General features: G+C 38.8%; 15 protein-coding genes and 1 pseudogene. 9 read left to right on the top strand and 7 right to left on the bottom strand.

Translation table 11 applies throughout. From position 1 onward, the window contains the following. The first annotated feature begins 1 nt into the window (after window position 1). The 3 genes from CJ229_RS05320 to tadA are packed head-to-tail and all read left to right on the top strand — an operon-like array spanning window position 2 to window position 2,123. Window positions 2–955 (top strand): NAD-dependent epimerase/dehydratase family protein, encoded by a 954-nt coding sequence (locus CJ229_RS05320; protein ID WP_102167604.1) that lies wholly within the window; start codon window positions 2–4, stop codon window positions 953–955. A gap of 17 nt (window positions 956–972) precedes the next feature. After that, window positions 973–1,650 carry an HAD family hydrolase gene (locus CJ229_RS05315; protein WP_246827411.1) on the top strand — a complete coding sequence of 226 codons (678 nt, stop codon included), beginning with the start codon at window positions 973–975 and terminating at the stop codon, window positions 1,648–1,650. Next, complete coding sequence (gene tadA / locus CJ229_RS05310; protein ID WP_070457888.1) at window positions 1,650–2,123, top strand: tRNA adenosine(34) deaminase TadA; 474 nt, start codon at window positions 1,650–1,652, stop codon at window positions 2,121–2,123. The genes CJ229_RS05315 and tadA overlap by 1 nt, the downstream gene beginning before the upstream one ends. Window positions 2,124–2,173: 50 nt before the next feature. Here the strand turns inward: tadA and CJ229_RS05305 are convergent, their stop codons facing one another. The 6 genes and pseudogenes from CJ229_RS05305 to thiD form a co-directional block, all read right to left on the bottom strand. Further along, a complete protein-coding gene (locus CJ229_RS05305) occupies window positions 2,174–2,365 on the bottom strand; it encodes a hypothetical protein (RefSeq protein WP_070710189.1) in 192 nt (63 codons plus the stop codon). Window positions 2,366–2,832: 467 nt separating this feature from the next. Continuing rightward, window positions 2,833–4,016: pseudogene (locus CJ229_RS05300) on the bottom strand (IS256 family transposase). 322 nt (window positions 4,017–4,338) lie between these two features. Continuing rightward, window positions 4,339–5,217 (bottom strand): GTP cyclohydrolase FolE2, encoded by an 879-nt coding sequence (gene folE2 / locus CJ229_RS05295; RefSeq protein ID WP_102167173.1) that lies wholly within the window; start codon window positions 5,215–5,217, stop codon window positions 4,339–4,341. A gap of 6 nt (window positions 5,218–5,223) precedes the next feature. Beyond that, window positions 5,224–5,910: a bacillithiol biosynthesis deacetylase BshB2 gene (bshB2, locus tag CJ229_RS05290; RefSeq protein ID WP_070622692.1), complete on the bottom strand. Its 687-nt coding sequence runs from the start codon at window positions 5,908–5,910 to the stop codon at window positions 5,224–5,226. Between the two features lie 18 nt (window positions 5,911–5,928). Beyond that, on the bottom strand, window positions 5,929–6,291 hold the full coding sequence (locus tag CJ229_RS05285) for a DUF1806 family protein (RefSeq protein ID WP_102167174.1): 363 nt from the start codon (window positions 6,289–6,291) through the stop codon (window positions 5,929–5,931). A 47-nt stretch (window positions 6,292–6,338) separates the two neighbouring features. Continuing rightward, a complete protein-coding gene (gene thiD / locus CJ229_RS05280) occupies window positions 6,339–7,169 on the bottom strand; it encodes a bifunctional hydroxymethylpyrimidine kinase/phosphomethylpyrimidine kinase (RefSeq protein ID WP_070622693.1) in 831 nt (276 codons plus the stop codon). 113 nt (window positions 7,170–7,282) lie between these two features. Between thiD and CJ229_RS05275 the strand changes: the two genes are divergently transcribed. The 5 genes from CJ229_RS05275 (at window position 7,283) to CJ229_RS05255 (ending at window position 11,814) form a co-directional block, all read left to right on the top strand. After that, window positions 7,283–7,954: a uracil-DNA glycosylase gene (locus tag CJ229_RS05275; protein WP_102167175.1), complete on the top strand. Its 672-nt coding sequence runs from the start codon at window positions 7,283–7,285 to the stop codon at window positions 7,952–7,954. Next, on the top strand, window positions 7,935–8,168 hold the full coding sequence (locus CJ229_RS05270; RefSeq protein ID WP_102167176.1) for a hypothetical protein: 234 nt from the start codon (window positions 7,935–7,937) through the stop codon (window positions 8,166–8,168). The genes CJ229_RS05275 and CJ229_RS05270 overlap by 20 nt, the downstream gene beginning before the upstream one ends. A gap of 12 nt (window positions 8,169–8,180) precedes the next feature. Further along, window positions 8,181–8,552, top strand: coding sequence for a DUF423 domain-containing protein (locus CJ229_RS05265; protein ID WP_070457901.1), 372 nt, complete (start codon window positions 8,181–8,183; stop codon window positions 8,550–8,552). Between the two features lie 762 nt (window positions 8,553–9,314). Then, window positions 9,315–9,680 carry a hypothetical protein gene (locus CJ229_RS05260; RefSeq protein ID WP_070457905.1) on the top strand — a complete coding sequence of 122 codons (366 nt, stop codon included), beginning with the start codon at window positions 9,315–9,317 and terminating at the stop codon, window positions 9,678–9,680. A 742-nt stretch (window positions 9,681–10,422) separates the two neighbouring features. Next, on the top strand, window positions 10,423–11,814 hold the full coding sequence (locus CJ229_RS05255; protein ID WP_070622286.1) for an alanine/glycine:cation symporter family protein: 1,392 nt from the start codon (window positions 10,423–10,425) through the stop codon (window positions 11,812–11,814). Between the two features lie 256 nt (window positions 11,815–12,070). On the opposite strand, the gene hemQ is transcribed toward CJ229_RS05255, so the two are convergent. Next, window positions 12,071–12,820 carry a hydrogen peroxide-dependent heme synthase gene (hemQ, locus tag CJ229_RS05250; RefSeq protein ID WP_040928620.1) on the bottom strand — a complete coding sequence of 250 codons (750 nt, stop codon included), beginning with the start codon at window positions 12,818–12,820 and terminating at the stop codon, window positions 12,071–12,073. Window positions 12,821–12,953: 133 nt separating this feature from the next. Between hemQ and CJ229_RS05245 the strand changes: the two genes are divergently transcribed. Next, window positions 12,954–13,730 carry a lipoate--protein ligase family protein gene (locus CJ229_RS05245; RefSeq protein ID WP_102167177.1) on the top strand — a complete coding sequence of 259 codons (777 nt, stop codon included), beginning with the start codon at window positions 12,954–12,956 and terminating at the stop codon, window positions 13,728–13,730. The last annotated feature ends 8 nt before the right edge of the window (window positions 13,731–13,738 follow it).

Here is a 13,738-nt window from a genome sequence, read left to right as displayed (position 1 = left end):
CGTGGAAAAGTTTTTAGTGACTGGAGCTTTAGGACAAATTGGGACCGAACTCGTCGTACGTTTAAGAGAAATGTACGGCGAAGAAAATGTGTTACCAACGGATATTCGTATGCCAGAACGTGGACCGATGGTCGGCAAATCGTTTGAGATTTTAGATGTGACAGATAAAGAACGCGTTATGGAGGTCGTTGAAGCGTTCCAGCCGGATTCGATTCTCCATTTAGCGGCGTTACTCAGTGCGACTGCTGAAGAAAATCCAGAGCTCGCTTGGCATATTAATATGGGCGGCTTATTTAACACGATTGAAGCGGCTCGTATTTATGGTACGCAGTACTTTACACCAAGCTCGATAGGAAGTTTTGGTCCGAGCACGCCTAAAGATAATACACCACAGCACACACTGATGCGTCCGACGACGATGTACGGTGTGAACAAAGTGGCAGGAGAACTTCTTTTAGATTATTACTACACGAAGTTCGGGCTCGATACACGTTCTGTACGTTTCCCTGGTTTAATTAGCTTTATGCAAGAGCCGGGTGGCGGAACGACAGACTACGCGGTCGAAATTTATTTCGATGCGATTCGTAAGGGCGAGTACACGTCCTTTATCGACAAAGGGACTTACATGGATATGATGTTTATGGATGATGCAATCGATGCGATTATCGACTTATTACATGCAGATCCAGAAAAATTAAAAACGCGTAACGCGTTTAACGTTTCAGCGATGAGTATTGAACCTGAAATGGTTGCAGAGTCGATTCGTAAACACATTCCAGATTTTAAACTGAATTATGATGTTGACCCTGTGCGCCAAGGGATTGCAGAGTCATGGCCAAACTCACTCGATTGTAGTGAAGCAAAAGAGCAGTGGGATTTTAATCCGAAATATGATTTAGATAAAATGACAGAAGTGATGCTTAAAAACATCAAAGTAAAAGTGACAGAGCAGTAGGTGATTTTTTGGTAAAAGTGATCGCTTATGACAAAGACGGCACATTATTAAATTACGAAAAAATATGGACGCCGTTCGCGAAGGCGAGTTTAGACGCGTTTGAAGCACATTTTGACCTTGGATATGACGAGGCGTTTAGACGTGAGGTCGGGTTTGTTGATGAAAAAATTCAGCCGAACTCGATGCTTGCTTCTGGAACAGGGCGAGACATTCAAAATGCATATGATAGACGCGCATATGGTGGTGGCGATTGGGCAGAAGAGTATTATTTAAAACACGTTCATAAATACTTAAATAACATGGAGCTACTTCCTGGTGCTGTTGAAGCGTTAAGAGAAGGACAGCGACTCGGCTATAAAAATGCGATTGTGACGTCTGACTCGAGACTAAGTACAGAAGCATTTTTAAAGAAATTTAATTTAAACGAACTCGTCGATTTTGTGATTGCTGGAGATGATTCAATCTATTCTAAGCCAGACGTTGAAGTTTTGGATACGATCATTGAAGCGGGTTATACGTATGATGAAATCGCAGTTGTCGGAGATAATTATACGGATACGCAACTTGGAAAAGATGATGGTGTCACGACAATCGGTGTGTTAAGTGGCACGTCGACTCGAGAGTTTTTAAGTGACGCTCACCATATTGTTGACGGTGTTCATGAATTATTTAACGGTGGGAAGTTTATCGTCTAATGAGTCACGAAAAATATATGCAACAAGCAATTATAGAAGCTAAAAAAGCAGCGGAGATTGGTGAAGTACCAATCGGAGCAGTCATCGTAAAAGATGACGAAATCATCGCTCGCGCACATAACTTACGTGAAACATCACAGCAACCGACAGCCCACGCGGAACTTCTTGCGATAGAATCCGCATGTGAAGCGCTCGGCACATTCAGGCTCGAAGAGTGTACACTTTATGTGACACTCGAGCCGTGCGTTATGTGCAGCGGGGTGATTATAATGAGCCGTATCCCAACTGTCGTTTACGGAGCGTCTGACAAAAAAGGCGGCACAGTCGACAGTTTAATGCATTTACTGAATGAGAAGCGGTTCAATCACCAAGCAGAAGTAGTTGCTGGTGTTTTAGCAGATGAATGTGGACAGATGCTCACAGACTTTTTTAAAGAGTTGAGAGCGAATAAAAAACGAAAACGCCTTAAGTGAAACGCGGGCTTGAAATGATGATATTTCAAGCCCACACTTAAAGGCGTTTTTTATTTGAATTCGTCTGGTTTTCCGAGAAGTAATAAAGAAACAGCAACGACGAGTACTGCACACATAATCGAGTACATTAAAATACTCGAAATACTACCAGACGTAGATTCGACAAGGTTATTAATCGTATTAAACACTAAAAACGCGATCAACATGACGCGCAGTGCGTAGAAAATTCGAGTTTTGTTCATAAAATAGCGTCTCCTTAACGGTTTATATGTCTTAACTATAACGAAGTGAGCGAAAAAAGGCGAGGAGCTGGTCAAACAAAGTAGAGAGCAGGTTTTTATTCTTTTAAATAGTAGAGAGATGGATATAAAGTGTAATAATACTGTTTCGTCTGGATTTATCTAACAAAAATATCGTGATTTTGTTAATTATCCGGATATATTTAACAAATTCTGGTCGCCTGGCGCGATTTTTGTTAAATATATTTTTTTATCTAACAAAAACTGATGAAAAACCCGCGAATCTGTTAATTAAATCGATATATCTAACAGATTCAACTAATTTTTGTAAATAAGATCATGCTCAGAGTATCTTTTCATTTTTTAAGAGTAAAAGCACAACCTTTCCAAAATTTATCTAACAAAAATATCGTGATTGTGTTAATTATAGGTCAAGTCTTAAATATTGTGTAAAATAAAAAATCTCTCTGTTATTCTTTAGCTTCCACGAACGCGCTCACTTTTCTATTTGTTTCTTTATAGGCTTCATTCGCATCAAGAAGAAGTGCGCCAATTAAACGAAATGCAGACTCGACATTTGGAAATACTCTAACAACGCGCTCACGACGTCTTAACTCACTATTTAGTCGTTCGAGTGCGTTTGTACTTTTTAAAAACTTTTGTCTAGCCGCTGGACACATTAAACATTGAATCGCATCGTCAAATCCACTTTCTAAAATTTCTACCGCGTGATTAAATCTTGGATCCTCTGATACAAAGTCTAAAAACTTCTCTTTTGCTTCTCGTGCATGTTGGGGTGTTGTCGTATGAAAAATCTCTCTCAATAATTGACGCGCAGCAGTTGAACCTTTTTTAGGCATTACATTCGTAATGTTTCTTAAGAAATGGACTGTACATCTTTGCCAAGGTGTGCCCGGGAACTCTTCTTGAATCGCCTGCTTTAAACCTTGATGTGAATCTGAAGTAATGAGTTCTGGTTGTGTTAACCCACGATTTTTTAAGTCACGTAAAAAGTGCCCCAGTGATTCTTACTCTCAGCATCATCCACTTTAAACCCAAGTACTTCACGATGACCATCTACACCAATACCGAGCGCAATATACACAGCTTTAGAGACGATTCTATGATTCTCACGTACTTTAATATACATCGCATCTACTGATACATATTTAAATATATTGTGTGTTAATGAACGCTCCGCGAAGTCTTGGATTTCTGGATCTAATCGTTTCATCACGTTAGATACGAATGATTTCGAGACACTTTCTCCGACTAGTTCTTCCACAATTTTAGTGACTTTACGCGTAGACACACCGCTGACTACCATTTCAATCAAAGAAAGCACGAGCGCCTGGTCCTTTCTTTGCCACTTCTCAAATACCTGTGGTGAAAACTCTCCGGAACGTGTTCGTGGGACTTCGAGTTCAATTTTTCCAACTAACGTTGTGAACCCTCGGCGATAACTGCCATTACGATAGTCTTTTCGACTACTGTTTCTTTCATATGAGCCAATACCCATGTATTCATCTCGTTCTTCTTGCATCACTTGATTTAACACTAAAGTTAGAAGACCCTTAGTCATTTCATTAAGGTTACTTCCAGAGATATCCTCTAGAATTTTTTTCATATCTACTGTAAAATTAAGTTGAGTCATTTGTATTCTCTCCCTGTTAATTTTTGTTGGTAACTGAATTATAACAGAGAATACGATGGCTCTTTTTTTCTATTTTACACAATTATATGGACGTAACTTAATTATCCGGATATAATTAACAAATTTTAATCGCCGACCGCGATTTTTGTTAAATATAATTTTTTATCTAACAAAAATTGATGAAGAACTCGCGAATCTGTTAATTAAATCAATATATCTAACAGAATTGACTATTTGTTGTTAAATAAATCCCATCATACACACATATCACGAACAACTCCAAACAAAAAAGCTAGACCCGCCTAGGTCTAGCTCACATTTATTATTTCTCAAATCTCATACGGCTGAATGCATCGTGTTGGTGGATGCTTTCTTCGTTGCGGCACTCGATTTCAAATGCCTTAACCCATGGTAAATCATGAATATCGTATGCGACGAGGCGAATGAGGTCTTCAACGAAACGTGGATTTTCATACGCGCGTTCTGTGACCATTTTTTCATCTGTTCTTTTTAAAATCGGGTACAGCTGACTCGATGCGTTAATTTCTAACGCTCGGTAGACGATTTCTTTGTAATCAGCAGGTACTTCTTCGTTTTTATCGATATCTAGAAGCACAGTTATAAACCCGCGCTGGTTGTGCGCGCTATACTCACTGATTTCTTTTGAACATGGGCATAGCGTCGTGACGCTTGCTGTCATACCGAACTGTGTTTTTGTCACAGCGTCATCCGTATATTCCATATGATAACGTACGTCCGCGTGTGCTACCGCATCAAGTTCAGTGCCAGGTGACGGTTTGTTAAAGAACCATGTGGACTCGACAGTGAGTTCAGATGATTCTTGGTTCATACGTTCTTTTAGTACTGCGAGTACTTTTTCTAGCGTATCAAATTCAAGTAGAATTCCGCCGTCATTTTGAGTTTGTAACGACTCTAAAATTCGGCTCATGTTGATTCCTTTTTCGTCTCGTCGTAAGCTCGTTGCGAGTTCGAAATTCCCAACAGATTGATAATTTCCAACTCGAACAGGGTACGTCAGGTTATTGATACCGACAGATTGTACGTCAAAGAGAAAGTCTTTTTTCGTATTCTGTAAGTCGGCCATTTCTTCTTTCGTTTTTGGCTTTGTCCCTTTAATTGGATCGACCGAACCAAAGTGTTTATATCGCGCTTCGCGATTTGAAAGATCTATATTCGTCATGCTTAGCTACTCCTTATTTTTCCAATCATTAATATCGTAATAATAGAAGTTTTCTTTCTCAAACCAACGCTCGCGTGCCTCTTTACTAAATTGAGTATCTTTACATAGCTCGATTAACAGCTTTTCTGTTTGAGATTTATGTGCAGCGAGTACTTCTTTTTTACGTTCAGCATACTTTTTAATATCCGTTTGAAGTGTTGGTTCGCCTAAATCAGCAAACGTACGCTTATCAAATGCGACGAGCGTTAGCGTTGGGCGCTTACTTTCTTCCATTTCAGCGACGACGTTCAATACTGCTTCAGCAGTCGCTTCGTGATCCGGGTGTACGCTGTATCCCGGGTAAAATGTAATTAAACGCGTTGGCTCTGTGTCTTCAATTACTTTTCGTATATCATTTTCAAGTAATTCTTGATTTTCAAACTCGAGTGTCTTATCTCTATAATCTAAAAATCTCACGTCTAAATCCATGAGTCGTGCCGCTTCTAGTTGTTCTTGTTTACGTAATTTAGACAGTGTTTCACGCGTCACTGGTGGGTTACCGATGTTGCGCCCCATATCACCATACGTTAAGCACGCATACGTCACCGGCACGCCCATATCTCGGTACGTCATTATCGTTCCTGCAACACCAAACGCTTCGTCGTCTGGGTGAGGGTAAATAATTAGTACATGATTTTCTTTTTCAAGTGACATAATATCCCTCGTTCAATCTTATTTTTTCAGTTTCTCTCGACTAATTTCTAATGCAGCAGCAAGTTTTCCGTCGTGGTCAATACCATGTAGGATAAAGACCCCGTCCTCAACAGTGTAATGAGACAGACCAGTCACGTATACCCATCCGTCATTGTCGAGTTTAAGGCCAACGCGGTATTCAAAATTACCGCCACCTTTAAGCGTCCCCTCAGTGTACGTGATTTGGACGTTTCGGACAAACGTGCCCGCATTAAATTTCGTATCATCGTTATGGCTTGCATACACGCCACTCGTTACTTCAGCGTATAAGTAAACAGGTTCGTTTTTATGTGCGTCGAGTAGGCGTTGTACTTCAGCTTCATCTATTCGTTTTAATCCCATTATAATCCTCCATAATATAATAAGAGAGATAAAAATCTCTCTTACCGTTATAGTGGTTTCACTTGTACGTCTACTGTACCAACTTTATTGTATGCGTTGTGTCTGACAACTCCAACGTGTTCGTTCATTTGTGAACCGTGCTTAATTGCCGATGCGACGAATGCTTTTGCTGCTTTAACCGCTTCAAGTGGTTCTAATCCATTCGTAAAGTTCGATGCAACTGCTGCAGCGAATGTACATCCTGCACCGTGGTTATATGCTTTTTCTAATTTATCTGCATATAATCCGTAGAAGCTTTCACCGTCGTAGAAGATGTCCAGTGCTTCATCGACTTGAAGGTCTGTACCACCTTTAATGACGACGTATTTAGGGCCGTATTCGTAAATCTTTTTAGCCGCTTCTTTTACTTCTTCAACTGTTTTAGGTGTTTTCATGCCAGCTAAGTTACCCGCTTCAACTAAGTTCGGTGTAACAATTGTTGAAATCGGTAGTAATTCTTTCTGCATGCTGTCAACAACACCTGGGTTTAATACTGTGTCGTCACCTTTACATACCATCACTGGGTCAAAGATGAAAAACTCCGCGTCACTTTTTTTGATTGCTTCGCTTGCGCGTGAAATGACGTCCTCATTTGGGAGCATTCCTGTTTTAACTGTATTTGGGCTTAGCGAAAGTGCTGTTTCGAGTTGTTCATCTAACACTTCTAATGGAACATGGTGTACGCGGTGTGACCACGTATTTGGATCCATTGACACGATCGTTGTGAGTGCACAAAAACCGTATAAATCATGATCTTCAAATGTCTTTACATCAGCTGCGTAACCAGCGCCTCCTGAGACGTCTGTTCCCGCAATTGTAAGTACTTTTTTCTGCGTCATAATACTCATTCTCCTATCCTAGGCAATAATGACTATATTTTACTATATAAAGTGCTCTTTATCTACAATGATGCTTAACTTAAGTGGTATACTGTGAATGTAGGAGGCCTGTTATGAATTGGTCAGAGTGTTTTAAATTAATTAAACAAAAATGTGATTTTACAGAGCTTAAAACAGTGCTCGAAGAAAAATATCGTGACGGTGTTGTTTATCCTAAACGAGATGAAATATATCGTGCGTTTCAGTTAACGCCGTTTCAAGACGTGAAAGTCGTCATACTTGGGCAAGATCCGTACCACGGTGAGAACCAAGCATATGGACTCGCCTTTAGTGTGCGACCTGGCGTGACGGTGCCGCCGAGTCTACGAAATATGTACAAAGAACTTGAAAATGATCTTGGTATAAAACGTACAGACGGTGACCTTTCAGATTGGGCGCGTGAAGGGGTGCTACTGTTAAACACTGTGTTAACTGTCGACGCACATAAAGCTAACTCACACCGCGGCATCGGCTGGGAGTGTTTCACTGACTCAATTATCGAAACGCTAAGTAACGAACGTGACGGTCTCGTGTTTATTTTATGGGGAAATCCCGCAAAGAAGAAAATAAAGTTAATCGATACGTCAAAACATAAAGTTATCACCGGCGTGCATCCGAGTCCGCTCGCTGCAAATAGAGGTGGATTTTTCGGGACGAATCCGTATAGTAGGGCGAACGCGTACTTAATCGAACAAGGAAAAGCGCCAGTAGATTGGAGTGAACAGTTTGAGAAAAAAGGTCATTAACTCAATTAGAAACGAACTAGATTTATATGAAACGTCAAACGACGAAAAGCATTTATATACAGTTGAAAAGTTGGTACAATTATTAAAAGATAAACCACCCGTTGACGATGAGCCTACTAAAGACGTGAAAAAAGAAGCGCGTCCGTTAAAAAAATGTACGCTCGATAACACGTATATTGCGGGCGAATCGAAAACGTCGATTTTTGATTTTTAAGGAGATTAGAAAATGAGAATGTTAATTATACTCGGTGCAGTGAATGCACTCATCAGTGTCGCTGCAGGTGCGTTTGGCGCACACGGTTTAGAAGGAAAGTTATCCGAACATTATCTAGAAGTGTGGGAGACAGCGTGTAGATATCAAATGTACCATGCACTCGGTCTGATTTTACTCGGTGTATTAAACGGCGTAACAGGAACTACAATGTTTAATGCAGCAGGAATCGTGATGTTCATTGGGATTCTATTATTTGCAGGATCGCTATTTGTTTTATCGACAACAGGTATCGGTATCCTCGGCGCGATTACACCAATCGGAGGCGTGATGTTTATCGCGTCATGGATCATGGTAATCGTCCAAATTTTAAAAGTGAAGATGTAAGCAACTTTTTTAATGGAGATGAAAAGCTCGTCACTAGTGATCGGGCTTTTCATCTTTTTATTTAACAAAAATTTGCTGAATCTGATAGATATATTCGGATAATTAACAGAATCTCCGGTTTTTCATCCATTTTTGTTAAATAAAAAAATATATTTAACAAAAACCGGGGAAAGCAGCCGAATTATGTTAAAAAATTTCGGATAATGAACAAAATCGCGATATTTTTGTTAATTATATTTGGTAGAGGTTGTGTTTTTACCATTTAAAGATGAAAAACCACTCCCGGCCCGATTTTATTAACAAAAAATAGTCAAATCTGTTAAATATATCGAAATAATTAACAGAATCTCGGGTTTTTCATCAGTTTTTGTTAGATAAAAAGTATAATTAAGATACGCTAATATCAAAATACTAATGGCTGTATATAATTATATTAATAAGAGCATGACAGGCATGTAAATGAACCATTTAAAGGTGCTAATAAAACATGAAAAAACACCACGATGGCGTGAGAAAATGTTAGCTAACGTAACATATACTGAACTTCTTCAAATACTAGTTTTTAAGATATTTAATAAAGTTAAACAGTAGAGGAAGAAAAATCAAATCACTCAACAGGAGATGGGTGGAAGATGTAGGGTTTGAAGAGAGGCGATTTCAAATTGGGGGAATTATAGAAATTTACCTGATATAGAAATGCTTAGTTTAAAATCCCGAGCATTCTGCATATACTTAGATGAATTAATTTTAGGAGGACATAAAATGAAAATGAAGATGGTTTGGATTGGTATTGGTTTATTTGTTTTAAGTTTAATTTCGTATTTTTATGCTTTATTATTCGCACCGGTAAGTATGGAAAACTACTTTTCTGATTTCTCGTTCTATTCGATGTTAGGGGCATTTATATTAGCATTTGTTGTTGGAGTTTTTAATTTTTCTGAGAAGTTTCAAGAAAAAGATGATAAAGTATTAAAATCTATTGGACCAGGAGCAATGATTTTAGGAGCTATGCTCTATGCAATTACTTTGATGACAGGCTGGTTTTCAGGAATCTTTGGTATTGTCTTATGTTTTATAGGCTTTATGATTATTACTTTTCAGAATTTAGGTAGAATTAATAAAAATTAAATATAGAGAAGTTAAAAACCCTAATTTTCCGATGGAAAATTAGGGTTTCTTCTTATTAGGAATCATCCATTCGACAGCATTTTTAATTTTTGCGTTTTTTGTATTATCTTCATCGAGAAGTTTGTCGACAACTTTTGCGACGACGATTGGTGCTAAAAATACAATTGCACGTTTAACTAATTTTTTTATTCGTTTTTCCTCCTATTTACAAAAATTTGCCGAATCTGTTAGATATATCGATTTAATTAACAAATTCTCGGTTTTTTCATCCCTTTTTGTTAGATATAAAATTATAATTAACAAAAACCGGACCAAGCAGCCGAAATATGTCAAATAAATCCGGATAATTAACAAAATCATGATATTTTTGTTAGATATATTTGGATGATATTGTATTTTTATCATTTAAAGATGAAAAACTACTACCGGCTCGATCTTATTTACAAAAATTTGCCGAATCTGTTAGATATATCGATTTAATTAACAAATTCTCGGGTTTTTCATCCTTTTTTGTTAGATAAAAAATTATAATTAACAAAAACCGAGCCAAGCAGCCGAAATATGTTAAATAAACCCGGATAATTAACAAAATCGCGATATTTTTGTTAAATAAATCCGCACAAAAGTGTATTTTCTCCTTTTAAAGATAAAAAGACGCTCCCAGGTCCGTACACCAACCCACTCCAATGTTTAAAAATAAACGTTTAGTGCTAAAGTACATATAACTTAAGGGGTGAACTGTATGTTAGATCAATTTTTGGTGTTCGTTGATAAGGTGAACGGCGTCATATGGGGGCCGGCGGCCTTAGTGTTTTTAGGTCTCGTCGGGATTTACTTAACCGTTGGTACGAAGTTCGTACATATTAAAAATTTCTTTAAAATTATTAAACAGTCGTTTAGTGGGTTAAATGACGATAAAGATGAAAAACAAGATGGCGACTTAACATCGTTACAGTCAATGTTTGTATCGTTATCATCTGTCATCGGTATGGGAAGTGTCGTTGGTGTTGCGAGCGCGTTAATTAGCGGAGGGCCTGGTGCACTTCTTTGGATGTGGATCGCTGCCTTTATCGGAATGGTGATTAAATACTCTGAGATTATTTTAATCGTCATGTTCCGTGAGCAAAAAAGCGACGGTACATATGTCGGAGGACCTGCGTTATACGTGCGTAAAGGTCTTGGCCTAAAATATTTAGGTGAAGTAATCGTTGTACTTATGGTACTTGTCTGTCTCGCGAGTGCGATGATTCAGTCTAACGTGACGGTGTCGAACATGACAAATATCGCGCCACACTTATCGAACTACCTGTATATCTTAGCAGCAGTTAACGTCGTGATTGTTGGGATTGTCATTGTCGGTGGTGTTAAACGTATCGGAAGTGTCGCAGAAAAACTCATTCCGTTTATGTCGCTTTTCTACATTATCGTCGCGACGATTGTGATTATTATTCACTATAAAGATATTATCCCTGCAGTCCAGCTTGTGTTTTCATCGGCATTTAGTCCGGCTGAAGCAGGTGCAGGATTTGCAGGTTACGGAATTATGAAAGCTATGCAGTATGGTATCGCGCGTGGATTTTTCGTTTCAGGAGCAGGGCAAGCAGTATTCACAGTATCTCACGCGCCAGCTCGTGTTAAAAATCCAGTCGAACAAGCAGTGTTTGGTGTAACAGAAGTATTTTTAGTCACTGTCGTCTGTACATTTACAGCGCTCGCTCTACTGACGAGTGGAGTTGAACTAGAAGGACAAGACGCGGGGATAATCGTTGCACAAGTATTCGGAGATATTTCTCCGATATTAGGTATCGCAGTTGGTATCGCGACGATTTTATTTGCATATAGTACTGTAATCGGACTTGGCTACGTCGGTGAATCGCAACTTTCGACAATTACTTCAACTAAGAAAGCGCGCATCTACCGCTATATCTTTTTAGTTGCAGTATACATTGGTGGAATCGGCGGATTAAAAGCCATTTGGGATTTAACAGACGTCTTCTTAGGACTTGTCATGTTCGTAAACTTAATCGTTATGCTTCTTTTAAGTAAAAAGATATTCAAAGCGAGCAATGATTACTGGGGAGATGAAGGACAAAGTAGCGGACTCACTGCAGGATGCAGCAAAAACAAAAAATAATTTTCAACATTACCATTTAAAGATAAAAAATAGCCTGTACTCGTTAAGGAAATTCTCCCAACGTGAGTACAGGCTGTTTTATTTATTTTTTGCGTTTTTTCTTCTTTGTATCGTCTTCACCGAGTACTTTGTCGACAACTTTTGCGACGACGATCGGTGCTAAAAATACAATTGCACGTTTGATTAATTTATTCATTCGTTTCTCCTCCTGACCGAGATACTATACTATACTCGTTTTCAAGGATTTTCAAACGTTTTAAATTTGGAAGAACTCTTGTAATCCTTCTTTTCTTAAACGTACACCGACGTAGAAGTCGCCGAACACACCGTAGCGTGCACTTGTTTCGTCGAATCTCATTTCGTAAATAATGTTTTTGAATTCGAGCATATCGTCAGATAATAGCATGACGCCCCACTCGTATAAGTCGAGTCCTTGTGACCCTAAAATGTACTGTTTAATTTTACCTGCGTATTTACGACCGATCATCCCGTGGTCTCTCATTAAATCACGGCGACGTTCGATTGGTAACATGTACCAGTTATCGTCGAGGTCACGTTTTTTATCCATCGGATAGAAACAGCAGTACTGTGCGTCCATTAATTCTGGATATAATCTGCTTCTTACATATGGGTTTTCGTACGGATCTTCGTCTGAATCTTTCGCGAGATAGCTAGACATTTCAATCGCTGAGAAGTACGAATACTCAGGAATTAAGAAGTCGCTAATTTTTAACTTGTTCAGTTCGTTTTCAAGCGCGTTTAACTCTTCAACTGTCGGGCGTAGGAACCAAAGTAAGATGTCTGCTTTTTGACCAGTAATGTTGTACATCGTGTGGTCGCCTTCTTTTTTCTCGCTGACTGCTTCGCTCTTTTCTAAGAACGTTTCAAACTCGCGAACGATTTCCTCTCTTTCTTCATCAGTAAGCATTCTTAACGCTGGCCAGTCTACGTTATATAAAAGATGTAAACTCCACCAGCCGTCTAAAGTTTTAACTGCTTCGCTCATTTATATCTCTCCTTAAAATATTTACCTAATTTTAGTGTACAGTCTGTTCGGCTGAATTCAAACACCAAATATCGAAAATTTGTGACAAAAGCAGTATAATATTGCTATGTAAAGAACTTTAGGAGACAAGCCATTGCAAAACACCGTATTATTTTATCCAAAAGAGTATACTGAACATCCGTTTGATTCGTTTGCATACGACGACGTGCTTCAACACCTCGTATCAGAAGATGAAACACCCCGCGTCAGAAGCTGGGTGCATGACAACTTTATAATACTCGGTCTTCAAGATATGCGTTTAGAACATCTCGACGAAGGATTAAAAGTACTTCGTGAAAAAGTCTATCACTACATCGTTAGAAATAGTGGTGGACTTGGAGTTGTGCTAGACGGTGGTGTGCTAAATGTATCGCTCGTCATTCCGAAAAAAGACGCTCCGTCGATTGATGACGGATATGATAAGATGCTTGAAATCATTCAAAAAAGTTTTCCGGAATTAGAAATTAAAGCGTATGAAATTGTCGGAAGCTATTGCCCGGGAAGTTATGATTTATCTGTCGACGGTAAAAAATTTGCAGGCATTTCACAGCGACGTATTAAAGAAGCGGTTGCTGTACAAATTTATTTAGCCGTAGAAGGATCCGGAAGTAAACGCGCTGAAGTAATGAAAGACTTTTATGACGTCTCTTCCAATCCACCAAGGTTAGACATGAATCCGGATGTGATGATTTCACTATCAGAACTGATAGACGGACTAACAGTGACAGACACTGAAGAGAGAATTTTAAAAACGATAGAATCACTCTTTGGAAACATTCAAACAAGCGAGCAATTAACTAAAGACGCACTCGATTTTTTTAATAAACAACGTGAGCGCATGGTAGAACGAAACGAACGTTTGAACGATTGAGGTGATAT

Source organism: Nosocomiicoccus massiliensis, assembly GCF_002871345.2.
Classification (GTDB): domain Bacteria; phylum Bacillota; class Bacilli; order Staphylococcales; family Salinicoccaceae; genus Nosocomiicoccus; species Nosocomiicoccus ampullae_A.
Note: the sequence above shows the minus strand (reverse complement) of the source record. Positions and strands in the feature narration are given on the sequence as shown.

Bases quoted from the DNA above. Each gene is read 5' to 3' on its own strand.
- tadA (WP_070457888.1), top strand. From the start codon at position 1,650: ATGAGTCACGAAAAATATATGCAACAAGCAATTATAGAAGCTAAAAAA.
- CJ229_RS05305 (WP_070710189.1), bottom strand. From the start codon at position 2,365: ATGAACAAAACTCGAATTTTCTACGCACTGCGCGTCATGTTGATCGCG.
- folE2 (WP_102167173.1), bottom strand. From the start codon at position 5,217: ATGACGAATATAGATCTTTCAAATCGCGAAGCGCGATATAAACACTTT.
- bshB2 (WP_070622692.1), bottom strand. From the start codon at position 5,910: ATGTCACTTGAAAAAGAAAATCATGTACTAATTATTTACCCTCACCCA.
- CJ229_RS05285 (WP_102167174.1), bottom strand. From the start codon at position 6,291: ATGGGATTAAAACGAATAGATGAAGCTGAAGTACAACGCCTACTCGAC.
- thiD (WP_070622693.1), bottom strand. From the start codon at position 7,169: ATGACGCAGAAAAAAGTACTTACAATTGCGGGAACAGACGTCTCAGGA.
- CJ229_RS05275 (WP_102167175.1), top strand. From the start codon at position 7,283: ATGAATTGGTCAGAGTGTTTTAAATTAATTAAACAAAAATGTGATTTT.
- CJ229_RS05265 (WP_070457901.1), top strand. From the start codon at position 8,181: ATGAGAATGTTAATTATACTCGGTGCAGTGAATGCACTCATCAGTGTC.
- CJ229_RS05260 (WP_070457905.1), top strand. From the start codon at position 9,315: ATGAAAATGAAGATGGTTTGGATTGGTATTGGTTTATTTGTTTTAAGT.
- CJ229_RS05255 (WP_070622286.1), top strand. From the start codon at position 10,423: ATGTTAGATCAATTTTTGGTGTTCGTTGATAAGGTGAACGGCGTCATA.
- hemQ (WP_040928620.1), bottom strand. From the start codon at position 12,820: ATGAGCGAAGCAGTTAAAACTTTAGACGGCTGGTGGAGTTTACATCTT.